13 protein-coding genes are annotated in these 16471 nt (G+C 72.6%); 1 reads left to right on the top strand and 12 read right to left on the bottom strand.

Annotated features, from left to right (window positions below; translation table 11 throughout):
• Positions 1–9 precede the first annotated feature (9 nt).
• From AC0IW9_RS15990 to AC0IW9_RS15980, 3 genes are all read right to left on the bottom strand, one after another.
• Positions 10–1479 (bottom strand): GGDEF domain-containing protein, encoded by a 1470-nt coding sequence (locus AC0IW9_RS15990; RefSeq protein WP_471649271.1) that lies wholly within the window; start codon positions 1477–1479, stop codon positions 10–12.
• 241 nt (positions 1480–1720) lie between these two features.
• Entirely contained in the window at positions 1721–2509 is a 789-nt protein-coding gene (locus AC0IW9_RS15985; RefSeq protein WP_471649270.1) for a potassium channel family protein, read from the bottom strand.
• Between the two features lie 2 nt (positions 2510–2511).
• Positions 2512–3747: an argininosuccinate synthase gene (locus AC0IW9_RS15980; protein WP_471649269.1), complete on the bottom strand. Its 1236-nt coding sequence runs from the start codon at positions 3745–3747 to the stop codon at positions 2512–2514.
• Between the two features lie 231 nt (positions 3748–3978).
• Here AC0IW9_RS15980 and AC0IW9_RS15975 point away from each other — a divergent pair, with 231 nt between their 5' ends.
• Positions 3979–5073: a hypothetical protein gene (locus AC0IW9_RS15975; protein ID WP_471649268.1), complete on the top strand. Its 1095-nt coding sequence runs from the start codon at positions 3979–3981 to the stop codon at positions 5071–5073.
• On the opposite strand, the gene AC0IW9_RS15970 is transcribed toward AC0IW9_RS15975, so the two are convergent.
• The 9 genes from AC0IW9_RS15970 to AC0IW9_RS15930 form a co-directional block, all read right to left on the bottom strand.
• Positions 5042–5764, bottom strand: coding sequence for an ABC-type transport auxiliary lipoprotein family protein (locus AC0IW9_RS15970; protein WP_471649267.1), 723 nt, complete (start codon positions 5762–5764; stop codon positions 5042–5044). The genes AC0IW9_RS15975 and AC0IW9_RS15970 overlap by 32 nt on opposite strands.
• Complete coding sequence (locus AC0IW9_RS15965) at positions 5761–6780, bottom strand: MlaD family protein (protein ID WP_471649266.1); 1020 nt, start codon at positions 6778–6780, stop codon at positions 5761–5763. The genes AC0IW9_RS15970 and AC0IW9_RS15965 overlap by 4 nt, the downstream gene beginning before the upstream one ends.
• 3 nt (positions 6781–6783) lie before the next feature.
• Positions 6784–7575 (bottom strand): ABC transporter ATP-binding protein, encoded by a 792-nt coding sequence (locus AC0IW9_RS15960; RefSeq protein WP_471649265.1) that lies wholly within the window; start codon positions 7573–7575, stop codon positions 6784–6786.
• Positions 7576–7577: 2 nt separating this feature from the next.
• Positions 7578–8681 carry an ABC transporter permease gene (locus tag AC0IW9_RS15955; RefSeq protein ID WP_471649264.1) on the bottom strand — a complete coding sequence of 368 codons (1104 nt, stop codon included), beginning with the start codon at positions 8679–8681 and terminating at the stop codon, positions 7578–7580.
• Positions 8682–8683: 2 nt separating this feature from the next.
• Positions 8684–9529, bottom strand: coding sequence for a TrmH family RNA methyltransferase (locus tag AC0IW9_RS15950; RefSeq protein WP_471649263.1), 846 nt, complete (start codon positions 9527–9529; stop codon positions 8684–8686).
• Positions 9519–10517: an Ldh family oxidoreductase gene (locus AC0IW9_RS15945; protein WP_471649262.1), complete on the bottom strand. Its 999-nt coding sequence runs from the start codon at positions 10515–10517 to the stop codon at positions 9519–9521. Before AC0IW9_RS15945 ends, AC0IW9_RS15950 begins: the two co-directional genes overlap by 11 nt.
• A 3-nt stretch (positions 10518–10520) precedes the next feature.
• The gene (locus AC0IW9_RS15940) at positions 10521–11453 is read right to left on the bottom strand and encodes a hydroxyacid dehydrogenase (RefSeq protein ID WP_471649261.1); all 933 of its coding nucleotides are present in this window, start codon (positions 11451–11453) and stop codon (positions 10521–10523) included.
• A gap of 125 nt (positions 11454–11578) precedes the next feature.
• Positions 11579–13273 (bottom strand): stimulus-sensing domain-containing protein, encoded by a 1695-nt coding sequence (locus tag AC0IW9_RS15935; protein ID WP_471649260.1) that lies wholly within the window; start codon positions 13271–13273, stop codon positions 11579–11581.
• Between the two features lie 51 nt (positions 13274–13324).
• Positions 13325–16444, bottom strand: coding sequence for a PAS domain-containing hybrid sensor histidine kinase/response regulator (locus AC0IW9_RS15930; RefSeq protein ID WP_471649259.1), 3120 nt, complete (start codon positions 16442–16444; stop codon positions 13325–13327).
• Positions 16445–16471: the final 27 nt, after the last annotated feature.

Here is a 16471-nt window from a genome sequence, read left to right as displayed (position 1 = left end):
GCAGCGCCGTCAATCGGCGGCCGCGACTTCCACCCGGTCGCGGCCACGGCCCTTGGCGCCATAGACCGCGGCATCGGCCCGCCGCAGCAGGTCGTCCAGCGCCCGGTCATGCGGGCCGCGCTCGGTGACGCCGAAGCTGGCGGTCATCCGCTGGCCGTCGGCCAGGGCGATATAGCCCATCGCCTGGCGCAGCCGCTCGGCCACCTCCACCGCGCCGGCCAGGCTCACCCCGGGCAGCACCACGGCGAATTCCTCCCCGCCCAGCCGGAACAGCCGGTCGTGCTCGCGGAGCGTCCCGCCGCAGGTCATCGCCACCGCGCGCAGGGCCTGGTCGCCGGCCTCGTGCCCGGCGGAATCGTTCAGCCGCTTGAAGTGGTCCAGGTCGAACAGGATCAGGCCCAGCGGCGTCCCCGCCTTGCGCGCGAGGTAGAAGGCGGTGCCGCCGGCCGAGGTGAAGTGGCGGCGATTGCCGGCCCCGGTCAGCGGGTCGGTCAGTGCCTCCCGCGTCAGGTCCTCGGTCCGCGCCACCGCCCGGGCCAGGGTGCCGCGCGCCTCGTGCAGCCGCGCCTCGGCTTCCCGCCGCTCGCTGGTCAGGGCGATCAGCGTCAGCGCATCCATGGCGAAGAGCACGGTCATCAGCCCGACCGATTGCAGCGGATTGGCGACGCCCGGCCCCTGGAAGGGCCCTTCGCCCATCACCGTGCCGACGGTCGCCGCGATGCAGATCAGGGTCAGCAGCGTATAGGCGGCCCGCAGCGAGATCCGCAGCGTGATCCAGGACAGCGGGACGGTCAGCAGGAAGACCGCATCCGGCCGCACCAGCTTGCCCACGCCGGGGATGGCAAACAGGAAGGCCGCCGACGCCACCATGCCGAGCAGCACCAGCGTATCCACCGGGGAGGGCTGGCGGTCCGCCGCGGCGGTGGTCCTTTCGGCCCCCAGCCACAGCAGCAGAGCCGGAGCGAAGAAGAAGGTGCCGCCGCTGTCGCAGAGCCACCAGGCGGAGAAGACCGCATAGGCCTTGGAGAAGGACATCGGCTCGGCCAAAGCGAGCGCCAGGGTGCCGCCGGCGGCGGTCAGCGCGGCATGCAGCAGCACGGCGCCGAGGATGAAGCCGAGCACGCCGCTGAAGCGGGTGAAGAGCCCGCTCGGCGGCCGCATCAGCCGGGTGAGCTGCACGCCGGCCCAGGGCCCCAGCGCATTGGTCGCCGAGATCATGGCGGCAACCGGCAGCGCGGTCCCGAAGAAGCCGGCATTCACCGCCAGGGAGCCGAGGAAGATGCCCGGCAGGAGGCCGGAGCCGCCGACCATGCAGGCGATGGCGGCAATGCCGGCGGGTAGCCAGATGGGCGCCGGGAACAGCCCATAGGCGCCGAAGAAGCGTCCGACCACCACGCCCAGCCCGGCATAGAGCGCCGCGACCAGCAGGTTGGCGATCAGCCAGCGAAGGGCATTGCCCTGCGCCAGCCAGGGCAGCAACCAGGGATTGTCAATGGCCGGAAGGCCAACCGTCAGTCCAAGGTCGGGAGAAGCGCCCGTTTGGGCCAAGGACATGGAGGCTGCCACCACTTTGGGATTTAAGATTGGCCAATGCTAAAACAACTGACCGTTGCGCTCAACATTGACCTTGCTTGGCTATGGAAACAAAGCCGAAGTTCGTAGCAGAACTTACGGATTCATTGCTGGAATTCCCCGCCGGATGGGGCGAACTGCCTGGGTTCTAGCCATCGCCTTCGTCCGGGATGCGCAGCAGGGCGCCGCAGGCCTTGCAATGGACCGCATCCGTCTCATGCCGTTGCAGCCCGCAGCTCTCGCAGGCGAAGCGCACCTTGTTCGGCCGGAACAGCGTCTGCGCCAGCCGCAGGAACAGCGTGACCCCCGCCAGCATGATGACGACCGTCAGCAGCCGGCCGAGCTGGCCCTGCAAGGTGATGTCGCCGAAGCCGGTCGTGGTCAGCGCGGTCACGGTGAAATACAGGGCATCGGCGTAGTTGGTGATATGCGGGTTGCCGCGGTGCTGCGTCTCGAAGACCACGCCGGTCATGACGAAGATGAAGACCCCGAGCTGCGCCGCCGCCAGGGTCGCTTCCTCGTTCCGCCGGAAGAAGGGCAGGTCGCTGCGCAGGGATGCGACCAGCCGCACCGAATGCAGCAGCCGCAGGGTCCGCAGCACCCGCAGGAAGCCCAGCGCGCCATAGAGCACCGGCGCCAGCAGCAGCGACAGGATGCCCAGCAGGTCGGCCAATTCCAGCGGCTGGATCAGGCTGTGCCAGGGCCGGGCGCTGGCGCCCTGCCGCGCGGCGAATTCCGCCAGCAGGACCAGGCCGAGCACGCAATCCACCGTCAGCACCGTCGCGCTCAGCGGCAGGAAGGAGGCCGCGACGATCCAGGCGATGCTCAGCAGGTCGAGCACCAGCAGGGCATAGCGGAACTGGCGGGCCCGCGGCGCCTCGGTCCGGTAGAGTTGCCGCAGCAGGACCCGGGTCCGGCCATGCCGCGGCGTCGCCATGGCTAGAGCGCGCCGCCCTTCCGGCCCGCCATCGCGCCGAGCCGCAGCCGCAGCGCGTTCAGCTTGATGAAGCCCTGGGCATCGAACTGGTCGTAGGCGCCCTGGTCGTCCTCGAAGGTGACGTGCTTCATCGAATAGAGGCTGTGCGGCGACTGCCGCCCGGTGACGATGGTATTGCCCTTGTACAGCTTCAGCCGGACGGTGCCGGTGACGCTGGCCTGGCTGGCATCCGCCATCGCCTGGATCATCCGGCGTTCCGGGCTGAACCAGAAGCCGTTGTAGACGATCTCGGCGTAGCGCGGCATGAGGCTGTCCTTCAGATGCGCGGCCTCGCGGTCGAGGGTGATGCTCTCGATCGCCCGGTGCGCCTGATAGAGGATGGTGCCGCCCGGGGTCTCGTAGCAGCCGCGCGACTTCATGCCGACGAAGCGGTTCTCCACCAGGTCCAGCCGGCCGATGCCATTGGCGCGGCCGAGCTCGTTCAGCTTCGTCAGCAGCATGGCCGGCGACAGCCGCTCGCCGTTGATGGCGACGGCATCGCCGCGCTCGAATTCGACGGTGATCTCGGTCGGGGTATCGGGCGCATCCTCGGGGCGGATGGTGCGCTGCCAGACCATCTCGTCCGGTGCGTCCCAGGGCTCCTCGAGGATCTTACCCTCGGAGCTCGAGTGCAGCAGGTTGGCATCCACGGAGAAGGGGGATTCGCCGCGCTTGTCCTTGGCGATCGGGATCTGGTGCGCCTCGGCGAAGGCGATCAGCGCGGTGCGGCTGGTCAGGTCCCATTCGCGCCAGGGGGCGATGATCTTGATGTCCGGCTTCAGCGAATAGTAGCCGATCTCGAACCGCACCTGGTCGTTGCCCTTGCCCGTCGCGCCATGCGCCACGGCATCGGCACCGACCTGCTCGGCGATCTCGATCTGCCGCTTGGCGATCAGCGGCCGGGCGATGGAGGTACCCAGCAGGTACTGCCCCTCGTACAGGGCGTTCATCCGGAACATCGGGAAGATGAAGTCGCGGGTGAATTCCTCCCGCAGGTCGTCGATGAAGATGTTCTCCGGCTTGATGCCGAGCAGCAGCGCCTTGTCGCGGGCCGGGCCGAGCTCCTCGCCCTGCCCGAGGTCGGCGGTGAAGGTCACCACCTCGCACCGGTAGGTGGTCTGCAGCCACTTCAGGATGACGCTGGTGTCGAGCCCGCCGGAATAGGCCAGGACGACCTTCTTCACATCCTTCACGCGCATGATCTGATCCTCGGGCTCGGCCGCTGCTTCGGTGCGGCTAGGTGCCCCGGAAGGCAGGCCTGGTAAAGGGGCTTGCGCGAATTCCCTGCGCGGCAGCCGCTCCGGCCCCCTGATTCCGGCCTTCACTGCCACGTCCGGGCACCGATGGAGATCGTGGCGGCAGCCGAAATGTCATGTTGCAATGCGAAGGCGAATCGTGATTGCATCACGATTATGGGATATCACATACAAGTGTGGCTTGCCCTGGCGCTGGCCATTTCCGCCGCCTTCCCGGCCGGTACCGCCGCCGATCCGGCGATGCTGCCCCCTGCCTCGGGCGCTCCCGCCCCGGGGGCTGCCATGGGTGCCGCCGCGGGTGCCGTCGCCTCGGTCCTGGACATCGCCGCCGTCCCGGGCCTGACGGCGGCAGGCCGCGCCGACTATGCCCGTTTCCTGCAGCAGGCGACCCCGCGGGTCTTCGCCCTCAGCCCCAGCGGCGAATGGGGCTGGGCCGCCGCCCAGCCGGACCTGGCGGCGACCGAGGCCCGGGCCATGGCGCTCTGCGCCCAATGGGGCGGTGCCGGCTGCCAGGTCTATGCCCGCGACCTGGCCGTGGTCTGGCCGGGGCGGGAAGCGGTGGCGGCGGCGGCGCCGACCCGCCCGGTCCAGGGCGGCCCGGGCTGGGCGGTGGTGCCGGATGGCCGCTTCCTCTGGCAGGGGCCGGGCAGGGCCCGCGGCGCCTATGTCTGGGCGCATGGCCGCGCCGCCGGCGGCCAGGACAGCCGCGGCAGCCAGCCGCAGCCGCATGTCCGGGTCTTCAACAATGCCGGCTATGACGTGCTGCGCTTCGACCGCGACCCGGCGGTGGACGATACCGAGGCCGCCGCCCGCTGGCTGCATGGCGCGCTCCGCCGGCTGCGCGCCCAGGGCTATCGCCGCATCATCGTCGGCGGCCAGTCGCGCGGTGGCTGGAACGCGCTGCAAACCCTGGACGAGCCGGGCCTGGTCGATGGCGTCATCGCCGTCGCCCCCGCCGCGCATGGCCCCAAGGGCAGCCCGGCCTGGCCGGTCGCGGTGGCGGATCTCCGGCAGGTGCTGGTCCGTGCCCGCAACCCCGGCGCCCGCGTCGCCGTCGCCACCTTCGCCGGCGACGACTACGATCCGGATCCGGAAGCCCGCGCCGCGCTGTTCCGCACCCTGGCCACGCCGCAGATCGACCGGCTGCTGTTCCTCGACCGGCCCTCAGGCATCCCCGGCCATGGCGGCGGGGCGCTGCCCGCCTTCAGCAACCGCTACGGCGAATGCCTGCTCGGCTTCATCGAGGCGCGGACCGCGCATTGTGGCTGACAGGGGGGCGGCTGCCAGGGGGGCGGCTGGCCGAGGCGGCCACCGCTGCCGGCAGCAGCTGCGCCACGCCCTGTTCCACCCCGGCCAGCGCCGCACCCAGTGCTGCCGACATGGCCGCGGCCGCGGCGGCGGCATCCACCTTGCCGTCCCGGCGCCGCTCGCCGGCGATCGGCGCGGTGCCCTCGGCGGTGAACTGCCCGAGAATGCGGGCATCGCCGCCCGATTGGGATTCGGCCAGGAACAGCACCGCGATCGCCGCCCGGCCCAGCCCGGTGGCGACTTCCGCCTGCAGCCGGGTCAGCTCGCCTTCCAGCACCACATCGGCCCTGAGGCGGGAGCCCGGCAGGGTGACGGCGCTGAACCGGCCGCTCGCCATCAGCCAGCGGCGCAATGCCTCCTCCGTCAGGTCGGCCGGCGGCGCCGCCCATTCCTGCCAGTATTCCGTCGTCACCTGCCCATCCGCCGCCAGCATCCGCAGCCCGCGGACATCGAGGCCGGGGGCCGCCCGCAGGGTCCGCACCAGCAGCACCGGCGCCGCCCGGCCGGGGATGCGCGGCGCAGGCGCCCCGGGCCGTACCGGCGCCAGGCCGAAGCGCTGGACCTCCTGGTAGGGCCGGTCCGGCAGCACGCTGCAGGCGCCCAGGACAAGCGGGGCCAGCAGCAGGGATCGGCGGTTCGTGGCGATGCTCATCGGCGTTGCTCCGGTGCCGGCGGCGGCGCGCCGAAGATGGCCTGGGACGGGTAGCGCCGCAGCTGTTCGGTGGTATCCCGCAGGTTGCCCACCGCGGCGCGCAGGTCCCGCAAGATCGGCGCCAGCTCCGCCTGCAGGTCCGTGGTCGCGCCGCGCGCGGTGCGCACCCCGCCTTCCAGGTTGGTGATGGTGGCCGGCAGCCGGCCGACCGTGGTCCGCAGCTCGGCCATGGCGGCGGCGGCATTGGTCAGCGTCTGCTGCACCTCCCGGCTGGCCAGCAGCCCGCGGGCATCGGTCGCCACCCCGCGCAGCTCCGCCACCATTGCCGGCAGCTGCGCCGCCTCGGCCTGGCTGCGCACCGAGCGCAGCAGGGTCGCCGCTTCGCGGAGCGTGATCGCCAGGTCGCCGTCCTTCACCTGGCCGCGGATATCCGCCACCAGCCCGATGACGTTGTCGAGCAGCCCCGGCAGGTCCACGTCCTGCAGCTTCTGCAGCAGCAGCTCCGCCGCGCTCTGCACCTGCGCCACGGTGGAGGGTACCGCCGGCACATAGGGGTAGCGCGGCTGCCACGGCACCTCCCGCGGTGGGAAGCGGTCGGGCGGGACGAAGTCCAGCTCCAGGTAGTTCACCCCGGTGATGCCCTGGGCCGCGATCCGCACCCGCAGGCCGAGCTTGATGGCATCCTCGATCGAGGGCACGTCGCCGATCCGGTTGGTATCCACCGCGAAGCGCACGAAGACCAGCTGGAAGACGGTGCCGAAGGTCTCGCGCTGGGCCGGATGGTATTCCGCCGCCACCAGCCCGACCTCCGAGACCCGGCCGATCGCCACGCCGCGGTAGCGCACGGGGGAGCCGACATCGAGCCCCTGCACCGATTCCCGCAGATAGGTCTCGTAGGTGACGCTGCCGCTGCCGAAGCGGGAGGAGGTGAAGAACAGGACGAAGCCGAGCGAGAGCGCCAGCCCCACCACCACCAGCACGCCGACGCGCAGATAAAGTCCCCGGGCCTGCGGCATGCGTCAGGCCTTGTCCGGCCGGGGAGCGGGCGTGGCCATGACCTCGCGCCGGAAGAAGGCGCGCACCACGGGATTCTCGCTCTCGTCGCGCAGCTTGCGCGGGTCTCCCTCGGCGATCATTCCCTTGGCGTCCTTGTCCAGCATGATGCAGCGGTCCCCGATCGCCAGGATGGATTGCAGCTCGTGCGTCACCACGACGAAGGTGGTGCCGAGGTCCCGGGCGAGCTGCTTGATCAGCGCATCCAGCCCGGCCGAGGTGATGGGATCGAGCCCGGCCGAGGGCTCGTCGAGGAACAGGATGGGCGGGTCGAGCGCCATGGCCCGGGCGATGCCGGCCCGCTTGGCCATGCCGCCCGAGATCTCCGCCGGCAGCCGCAGCGCCGCATCGGCCAGCCCGACCAGCCCCAGCTTGGCCTGCGCCACCAGCGCCCGGGCCTCCGCCGGCAGCGACGTATGCTCCTCCAGCGGGACCTCGATGTTCTCCGCCAGGGTCGAGGAGCCGAAGAGCGCGCCCGATTGCCACATCACCCCGATCCGGGTGAGCAGCGCGGTGCGCTCGGCGCCGTCCACCTGGCCCATGTCCTCGCCCAGGATGTGGATGCTGCCCTCGGCCGGCGGATAGAGGCCGATCATGTGCTTCAGCAGCGTCGACTTGCCGCAGCCGGAGCCGCCGAGGATGACGAAGACCTCGCCCCGCTTCACCTCGAAGCTGACATGCTCGAAGATGGTCCGGCCGCCGAAGCGGGCCGCCAGGTTCTCCACCTGGATGACGCTTTCCGCTGTCTCCCCGGCCATGCTCACCAGCCCAGCCGGAAGAACAGGATGGCAAACAGGCCGTCCAGCAGCACGATGGAGACGATGCCGCCCACCACCGCCGCGGTCGCCGCATCGCCCACCGCCCGCGGCCCGCGCCCGGCGCCGAGCCCGGCCCGGCAGCCGACCAGGCCGATCGAGAGGCCGAAGACCGCCGCCTTGAACAGCCCGCCGGCCAGGTCGCCAAGGCCGATCGCGGCCCGGAGCTGGGTGACGACGCCGGCCGGGGGGAAGCCCAGCGCCGCCATGACGGCGCCCATGCCGATGAGGCCGGACAGGTCCATCAGCAGCGCCAGCACCGGCATGACCAGGACGGCGGCGAGCAGCCGCGGCAGCACCAGCCAGGCGATCGGGTCGATGCCCATGATCCGGAGTGCATCCACCTCCTCGTTCACCGTCATGGTGCCGAGCTCCGCCGCATAGGCGGACCCGGTCCGGCCCGAGAGCACCACCGCCGCCATCAGCGGTCCGAGCTCCCGCAGCAGCGACAGGCCGACGAGGTTGGGGATGAAGGTTTCCGCCCCGAAGCGCCGCATCGGCACGGAGGACTGGAAGGCCAGGATCACGCCGATCAGGAAGCCGAGCAGCAGGGTCAGCCCGAAGGCCCGGAGCCCCGCCTCGTCCAGGTGCCGCAATACCTCCGCGAAGCGCAGCCGCCAGGGCCGCCGCAGCGTGCCGAAGCCGGCGACCGCCGCCTCTCCCAGGAAGGCGATCTGCGCGAGGCCTCCCTTGCCCCGTTCCACCGTCGCCCGGCCGAGCAGCGCCAGGACGGGCAGGGCCGGCGGCGGGGTGGGCGGCGGCGCGGCCAGCGCCTGCCGGGTCCGGTCCAGCACCGCCTGCCAGGGGCCGGCGGCCAGGCCTTCCCAGCGCGCCGCCCCGGCCAGCGTCTCCAGCCGCAGCAGCAGCACGGCGCCCGCGGTATCGAGGCCGGTGACGCCGGCGAGGTCCAGCACCAGCGCGCCCGGCGCCGCCTTGGCGCCACGCATCGCCTCCGCCCAGAGCCGCGCGGCCCCGGCCGCGTCCAGCGCGCCCTTGAAGGCGAGGCGCGTGCCCTCGGCCTCGGTCGTGGTGTCCAGGCTGGCGGTCATGCTCAACGCCGCGGCAGGTGCAGCCGCGGGGGCGGGGGCGGCGCGGGCCGGGCGACCGGCTGGGGCACCACCTTCGGCGCCGGGGTCCCTTGCAGGGCGTGGAACAGCACCGCCGCCGCCGCCGAGACATTCAGGCTCTCGACCATGCCGCCGCCGGCAAGCGACACCCGCGCCTCGCAGGCCTCCAGCGCGGCGGCCGAGGGCCCCTGTTCCTCGTTGCCCAATACCAGCGCCAGCGGCCGGTCGCGCGGCAGCGCGGCCGGTGCGACCCCGCCGGCCGCGACCGCAGCCACCACCAGATACTGGCCCTGCATCGCCCGCAGCAGCTCGGGCAGCGCCCGGGCCCGCATCACCCGCAGCAGCTCGAGCCCGCCCTCCGCCGTGCGGAAGGACGCATCGGAGAGGTCGGCCTGCGCCGGGTCGTCGGCTAGCAGCAGCCCGCGGCAGCCGAAGAAGGCGGCGGAGCGGGCGATGGCGCCGAGGTTGTGCGGATTGCCGATGCGGTCCAGCACCGGCAGCAGCGGCGAGACCGGCAGGTCGGCCGGCAGCGCCGGGCCGGGCAGGCGCTCGGCGAAGCGGACCTGGGTGATGGCGCAGATCCCGCCGTGGTGCGGCGTGCCGGCGATGCGGCCCAGCTCCTCCGGCAGCACTTCCCGGTAGGGCCGTCGGGTGCGGGCCAGATGGGCGCAGAGCGGCCCCGCCACCCGCCGCATCGCTTCCGTGTAGAACAGCCGCAGCACCGCTTCCGGCCGGCGCAGGAACACCGCCTTGACCGGATTGGCGCCGCAGATGCGATGCGGCTCGGGCGGCCGGGGGTGGTATTCCAGGATGGGGGATTCAGGCTGCAAGCGCGTTCAAACCCTCGATCAATGACAGCGGCACGTCCAACCCCTCCGCCGCCCCGGCCAGCAGCGCCGCACGCCGGGCCCCCGGCAGGCGGACGCCCTCCTCGGCCAGCATGGCCTCGACCAGGGTCTCGACCCGCGCCAGATAGGTCGCCTCCCCGGCCAGCGCGCCCGGATCCACCGCCAGCAGAAGCTGGCCCAGGCGGGGCCGGTTCCCGGCTTCGGTGAAGAGGCTGTCGGCCTCGAAGCCGAAGGCCGCCCCGGTCAGCGCCACGCAGAGCAATTCCACCACCAGCCCCAGCAGCGCCCCCTTGGTCCCGCCCATCGCCAGCATGGCGCCCGACAAAGCCGCCTCGGCGTCGGTGGTCGGCTGCCCCGCCGCATCCAGCGCCCAGCCGAGCGGGATCGGCTTGCCCGCCTTGGCCGCGAGCATGATCTTGCCGCGTGCAACTTCCGATAGTGCGAGGTCGATTACCAGTGAATTGCCGTTCCGGCGGGGGAACGCCGCTGCCACCGGATTGGTTCCCATCAGGGGACGCCGTCCCGCCGGCACCGGCATGGCCGCCGGCGAGTTGGTGAAGGCCAGTGCCACCAGCCCCTGGTCCGCTAGCGCCGCGACCGGCAGGCCCATGGCACCGGAATGCTGGCTATTGGTGATGCCGACGCAGGCGATGCCGAACTCGGCCGCCCGCCGCGCCGCTTCCGCCACCGCGAGATCGAGCGCCGGATAGGCCAGCCCGTCCCGCGCATCCACCAGCGCCGCGCCGCCGCGGGAGGCGACGACGGCCGCCACCGCGGCTCCGTCGGCCCGGCCGTTGCGCAGGAAGGCGGCATATTGCGCCACGCGGGACAGGCCATGCCCGGCCTGGCCCTCGGCCTCGGCCCGCACCAGGGTTCGTGCCGTCGCCGCGGCCATGGGGGCGGCGGCGCCGGCCCGCAGCAGCGCCCGGCGGGCCAGATCCTCGGCCGCCGCCATGCTGATGATCGGCATCGGCTAGTCCATCGCCAGGGCGACCAGCACCCGGGCCGCGATGAGGGAGGAGACGCGCAGGTTGCTCTCCCGCGTCGCCCCCGCGATATGCGGCGTCAGCACCAGGTTGGGCGCGCCGATCAGCGGGCTGTCGGCCGGCAGCGGCTCCACCTCGTAGACATCCAGCACCGCGCCGCCGAGCTGGCCGGAGCGCAGCGCCGCCGCAAGATCGGCCTCCACCACCACCCCGCCGCGGGAGGCATTGACCAGCACCGCCCCCGGCTTCATCGCCGCCAGCAGCCCGGCCGAAACCAGCCCACGCGTCGCCGGCTCCAGCGGGACATGCAGGCTGATCGCATCCGCCCGTGCAACCAGCTCATCCAGCGTGACCGACTTGGTGCCATGCTCGGCCCAGCCGGAATGATCGATGGGCAGCACCGGGTCATGCGCGATCACCCGCATGCCGAAGGCCCGGGCCAGCTTGGCCACCCGCCGGCCGATATCGCCGAAGCCGAGGATGCCGAGCGTCTTGCCGCCCAGCTCCCGCCCGCCGCTCAGGCGCTCCCGCGGCCAGTCCCCGGCGCTGATCTCGGCGGTGGCCAGGAAGGCCCCGCGCAGCAGCATGCCGACCGAGAGGATGGCGTATTCCGCGACCGAATCCGCATTGGCCCCGGCCGCCGGGATGACCTCCACCCGCCGGGTCCGGCAGGCCTCGAGGTCGATGTTGTAGAGGCCGACGCCCAAGCGCCCGAGCACCTTCAGCCCCGGCGCGGCGGCCAGCAGGGCGTCGTCGACCTGGGTCCGGTTGCGGACGATCAGCGCGCGGGCCTCGCCGACGGCGGCGCGCAGACGCTCGGGCGCCTTGCCCAGCTCCGGGTCGTAGAGCGTGGCATAGGCCGCGCTCAGGCGCTGGATGGCCGCGGCCTCCATGTATTCGGTGATGACGATCTGGCCCATGCCGTGCGGTCCTCCGGCGCCCGATCCGCCGCCTCGGGTGGATATACGCCGGCCGAGGGGGTGGCGGACAGTGCACAGAGTATAACGCAGGGTTTCGGGAGTGGTGCCGGTTGCGTGCCGTTACGCTAGCCCACCGGCAGGCGGATCACGAAGCGTGCCCCCAGCACCTTGCCATCCGCATCCCGCCGGTTCTCCGCCGCGATCCGCCCGCGCAGCCCTTCGACGATCTGCCGGCAGATCGACAGGCCGAGGCCGGAATGCTGGCCGAAACGTTCCCCGGTCGGGCGTTCGGAATAGAAGCGCTCGAAGATCCCCTCCAGCTTGGCCTCGGGGATGCCGGGGCCCTCGTCCTCGACCACCACCTCCACCATCGCCCCGGTCGGCCGCGCCCGGACCCAGACCCGCCCCTTGGCCGGGCTGAAGGACAGCGCATTGCCCAGCAGGTTGCGCAGCACCTGCACCAGCCTGCCTTCCACGCCGCGGACCACCAGCCCCTCGGCGGGGGCTTCCAGCACCACGGTCGGGTCGTTCTCCTCATCCTCCCGCGTCGCGTTGTGCAGCTCGGCCAGGGTCGAGAGGATCGGCGCGATATCCACCGGCACCGCCACGGTGCGGGACAGCTCGGCATCGACGCGGGAGCTGTCCGAGATATCCGCGATCAGCCGGTCCATCCGCACCGCATCCTCGGCGATGATCGCCAGCAGCCGCTGCTGCTGCTCCGGGTTCTGGATCCGCCGCAGGGTCTCGATCGCCGACCGCACGCTGGTCAGCGGGTTGCGCAGCTCATGCGCCACATCGGCGGCGAAGCGCTCGTTGGTGTCGATCCGCGCCCAGAGCGCCCGGGCGGCCGACTGCAGGTCGCGCGCCAGGATGCCGATCTCGTCGTCCCGCGCCAGCACCGCGGCCGGGACGCTGCCGCCGCGGCCCTCGCCCTGGCGCATCGCCGCCGTGGCGCCGGCCAGTTGCATGATCGGGTTCGCCAGGGTCTGCGCCAGATAGAGCGAGAGCAGCACCGTCAGGATCAGCGAGATGACGAAGATGCCGAGCACGCTGGCGCGGATCTCGAACAGCCGCTGGTCCACCTCCCGCGCCTCGCGCGTCAGCAGGACGATGCCGACCGCCTGGTTGCCCCGCCGCGCCGGCTCGGCCACGGAAACCAGCAGCCGCCCATCCGAGGTCCGGCGGATATAGGGCGTGACGCCGCCCTCCAGCGCCAGCCGCAGCTCCTCCCGCCGGTCCGGCCCGAGATTGGCCGGGCCGAGGTCCGGCTGCCAGTCGAAGGAAGCCGCGTCGGGGTTCATGTCGACCTCGACATCCGAGGCCCGGCCGCCCCGCGGCACCAGGGTGAGCAGCCGTTCGTACAGCCCGGCGATGCTGGTGGAGAAGGCGCCGCGCGGCTCGGGCGGCGGCAGCGGCTCGGTCACCACCGCGCCGCCCGCGCCCTCCCGCACCCGGCTGTCGGCGACGACCAGCCCGGTATTGTCGAAGAGCCTTGCCTGGGTGTTGGGGGAGGGATCGACCAGGCGGCGCAGCAGCGGCCGGATCGCCTCCGGCACCAGCACCGGCTTGTCGTCCTGCATCCGCACCCCGGCCTCGGCGATGGCCCCGGCATAGATCCGCGCCTGGGTCCGCATCGCCTCCACCTCGGCGGCGAGCAACCCGTTCTGGTACTGGTCCAGGTAGAGCATGGCGGCCGCCAGCAGCGCCGGCGGCAGCACGTTCAGCAACAGGATGCGGCGCAGCAGCGGGGAGACCCAGCGCTTGCGGCGTGGGGCGGGGGTGGTCTGCTGCTGGTCCGGGAGGACGCCGACATCGGGCATGGCGCCAGTGTAGCGGAAAACCCAGGCCGGCGAGAGGGGCGCGGCGGCGCCCTAGGCCAGGCTGCCCCGCGCCGCCCGCAACGTCTCGGCCAGCAGCCCGCCGATCCCGCCGGCCGCCGCCAGGGCCGCCGCCGTATCGCCGGTCCCGGCCAGCACCTCGACCCGTGCCGCCTGTTCCGCCAGCAGCCGGGCGCCGACCAGATGCGCCGCCCCCTTCAGCCGATGCGCCGTCCCGGCCAGCCGCTTCGCCTCCACCGTGTTCAGCAGCAGGGCCACCTCCGCCGCCGCATTGGCGCCGAAGCTGTCGAGGATGCTGCCGAGCCGGGCCGCATCCGCCCCGAACAGCCCGCGCAGCGCCTCCGGGTCGAACAGCGCGCCGCTGCCCGGATCGGCCGCCGGCGCCAGTTCCGGCAGCCAGCGGCCCAGGGTCCGCGCCAGGGCATCCAGCGAGACCGGCTTGGACAGGAAGCCATCCATGCCGGCGGCATAGCAGCGGGCATCCTCGCCCTTCAGCGCATCCGCCGTCACCGCCACCAGGCCGCAGCGGGGCAGGCCGGCCGCCGCCTCCTCCTGCCGGATCGCCCGGGCCAGGTCGAAGCCATCCAGCTCCGGCATGTGGAGGTCCAGCAGCACGATCCCATGCCGCCCCGCCTGCCACAGCCGCAGCGCCTCCGCCCCGTCGCGGGCCACATCCGCCTCCAGCCCCAGCGTTTCGAGCTGGCGCAGCAGCACCTCCCGGTTCACCGGATGGTCGTCGGCCAGTAGCAGCCGCGGCAGCCCGCCCAAGGCCGCGGCCGCCATTCCCGTCGCAGTGCCGGCCGCCGTCCCGGCCGCGCTGGCCGCGGCGAGGCGGAGGGTCACGGTGAAGCGGCTACCCCGGCCCGGCGTGCTCTCCACCGCCACGTCGCCGCCCATGAGCTGCGCCAGCCGCCGCACGATCGACAGCCCGAGGCCGGTGCCGCCGAAGCGCCGGGTGGTGGAGCTATCGGCCTGGGCGAAGGGCTGGAACAGCCGCGCCTGGGCCCCGGCATCCAGGCCGATGCCGCTATCCTCCACCGCAAGCACCACCTGCACCGCGCCATCGGGCAGCAGCCGGCTATCCGCCATCACCCGGACGAAGCCGCGCCCGGTGAATTTCAGCGCATTGCCGATGAGGTTGAACAGGATCTGCCGCACCCGCGTCGGGTCGCCGGCGACCCAGTCGGGGGCCGGGCCCGCTTGGGCCGGGCCCGCTTGGGACAGGCCCGTCTGGGGTGGGTCGCTGAACAGCGCCAGCCCCTTGGCCCGCGCCTGCGGCGCCAGCGTCTCCACCGCCCCCTCGACCAGCCCGCGCAGGCTGAAGGGCAGTTCCTCCACCTCCATCCGCCCGGCATCGATCTTCGAGAAGTCCAGGATGTCGTCGATGATCCGCAGCAGGGATTGCGCGCTGTCCCGCATGATCGCCACGCTGCGCGCCTGCTCCCCGCTCAGCGCCGAGCGTTCGAGGATCTCCATCATCCCCAGCACGCCGTTCATCGGGGTGCGGATCTCATGGCTCATCGCCGCGAGGAAGGTCGCCTTGGCGCGGGCCGCCGCCTCCGCCGCATCGCGGGCCGCCTCGGCCTCCGCCTTGGCGGCCAGCGCCGCCTGCTCGCCCAGCTTCACCGCGGTCATGTCGCGGCAGGTGGCCAGGATCTGCCCGCTCGGCAGGGTGCGGAACTGGTTCTCCACCCATTTGCCGTTGGGCGTCAGCCGCAGGGGCAGCGGTCCCTCGGCCGCCTTCACCAGCGCCCAGCGCGCCTCCACCACCGCATCCTCCGGCCGGTCGAAGCCGAATTCGCCGCGCCGGTAGCGCCAGCGCTGCACCGCCTGGTGGCTGGACCCCGGCTCCATCAGCTCCGGCGGGATGCCGAACAGGGCCGGGGCCTTGCCGTTGGTCTCGACGATGGCGCCATCGGGGTCGAGCAGCACGACCGCATCCTGCATGCCGTCGAGCACCCGCCGCAGCAGGACGCGCTCGGCCTCCAGCGCTTCCTCCTGGTCCTTCAGCCGGGTGATGTCGCGGTAGCAGGCCAGCAGCCCGCCATCCGGCAGCGGCAGCATGGTGAACTCGATCCAGTGGCCGCCGGCGGTCCTGCGGACATAGCGGTTGCCGCCCGGCCGCAGCATCCGCTGCGCCGCTTCCTCGACCATCGCCTCCAGCGCCGCGTCGTCCGCCGGCGGTGCGCCGAAGTCGCCGCGCCGGGCCTGGAAGCGCAGCAAGGCCCGGCCATCCGCGCCGGGCCGGGCGAGCTCCGCCGGGAAGCCCTGGAACTCGACCATCGGGCGATTGGCGATGCGCCAGCGGAAGTCGCGGTCGAACAGCATCACCCCGTCGCCGAGGTTGTCGATGACGGTGCGCATCGTCGCCCGCTCCGCCTCCAGCGTCGCCTGGGCTTCCTTCAGCGCGGTCACGTCGCGGACGACGACCAGCAGATAGCCATCCGGCCGCGGCCGGAAATTATACTCGGCCCAGACGCCGTTCGGCATCAGCGTGGCGAAGGTCAGCTCACCCGCCGCCAGGATCCGCGCCCGGCGCTCCGCGACGAAGACATCCTCCGGCACGTCGAAGCCGTAATCCCCGCGCCGGTACATGTGGCGGAGGATCTCCTGGTGGGTGCCGCCGGGCCGCACCAGTTCCGGCGGCAGGTCCAGCAGCCGGCCGGAGCGGTCCGAATTCTCGAGGATCACCCCATCCGCATCCAGCAGCACGATGCAATCCGTCACGTGCCGCAGCAGGTGGCTGGTCCGCACCCGGGCCTCGGCCAGGCTGGCCTCGGCTTCCTGCTGCCGCGTCATGTCGCGCCAGAGGCCGAGCACCCGACCTTCGCCCAGCGGCTCGGCCGTCACCTCCAGCCGCCGTCCGTCGGGGGAGGTCCAATGCGCGGTCCCGCCGCCGGGCTGCTGGAAAGGGGCCAGCGCGGCATCCAGCGCCGGCCCGGCGCAGGGCGCCAGCAGCGCGGCCAGCGGCTGCCCTGCCTCGGGCTTCGCCGGCAGCCCCAGCACGGAGCCCAGCCGCGCATTCGCCAGCCGCACCACCAGACGGTCGTCGAGCACCGCGATTCCCGCCGTCACCTGCCGCAGCAGGGCCGGGAGCAGCAGCGCGGCATCGCCCGGGTCGATCCGCTCCCGCGTCAGCTCGAGGTCAGGCATGGCCCTCCCCATGGCGGCGCGCGGGTC

This window comes from Belnapia sp. AC561 (genome assembly GCF_979252845.1).
Note: the sequence above shows the minus strand (reverse complement) of the source record. Positions and strands in the feature narration are given on the sequence as shown.

Bases quoted from the DNA above. Each gene is read 5' to 3' on its own strand.
- AC0IW9_RS15945 (WP_471649262.1), bottom strand. From the start codon at position 10,517: ATGCCGATCATCAGCATGGCGGCGGCCGAGGATCTGGCCCGCCGGGCG.
- AC0IW9_RS15930 (WP_471649259.1), bottom strand. From the start codon at position 16,444: ATGCCTGACCTCGAGCTGACGCGGGAGCGGATCGACCCGGGCGATGCC.
- AC0IW9_RS15960 (WP_471649265.1), bottom strand. From the start codon at position 7,575: ATGGCCGGGGAGACAGCGGAAAGCGTCATCCAGGTGGAGAACCTGGCG.
- AC0IW9_RS15980 (WP_471649269.1), bottom strand. From the start codon at position 3,747: ATGCGCGTGAAGGATGTGAAGAAGGTCGTCCTGGCCTATTCCGGCGGG.
- AC0IW9_RS15940 (WP_471649261.1), bottom strand. From the start codon at position 11,453: ATGGGCCAGATCGTCATCACCGAATACATGGAGGCCGCGGCCATCCAG.
- AC0IW9_RS15965 (WP_471649266.1), bottom strand. From the start codon at position 6,780: ATGCCGCAGGCCCGGGGACTTTATCTGCGCGTCGGCGTGCTGGTGGTG.
- AC0IW9_RS15935 (WP_471649260.1), bottom strand. From the start codon at position 13,273: ATGCCCGATGTCGGCGTCCTCCCGGACCAGCAGCAGACCACCCCCGCC.
- AC0IW9_RS15970 (WP_471649267.1), bottom strand. From the start codon at position 5,764: ATGAGCATCGCCACGAACCGCCGATCCCTGCTGCTGGCCCCGCTTGTC.
- AC0IW9_RS15985 (WP_471649270.1), bottom strand. From the start codon at position 2,509: ATGGCGACGCCGCGGCATGGCCGGACCCGGGTCCTGCTGCGGCAACTC.
- AC0IW9_RS15955 (WP_471649264.1), bottom strand. From the start codon at position 8,681: ATGACCGCCAGCCTGGACACCACGACCGAGGCCGAGGGCACGCGCCTC.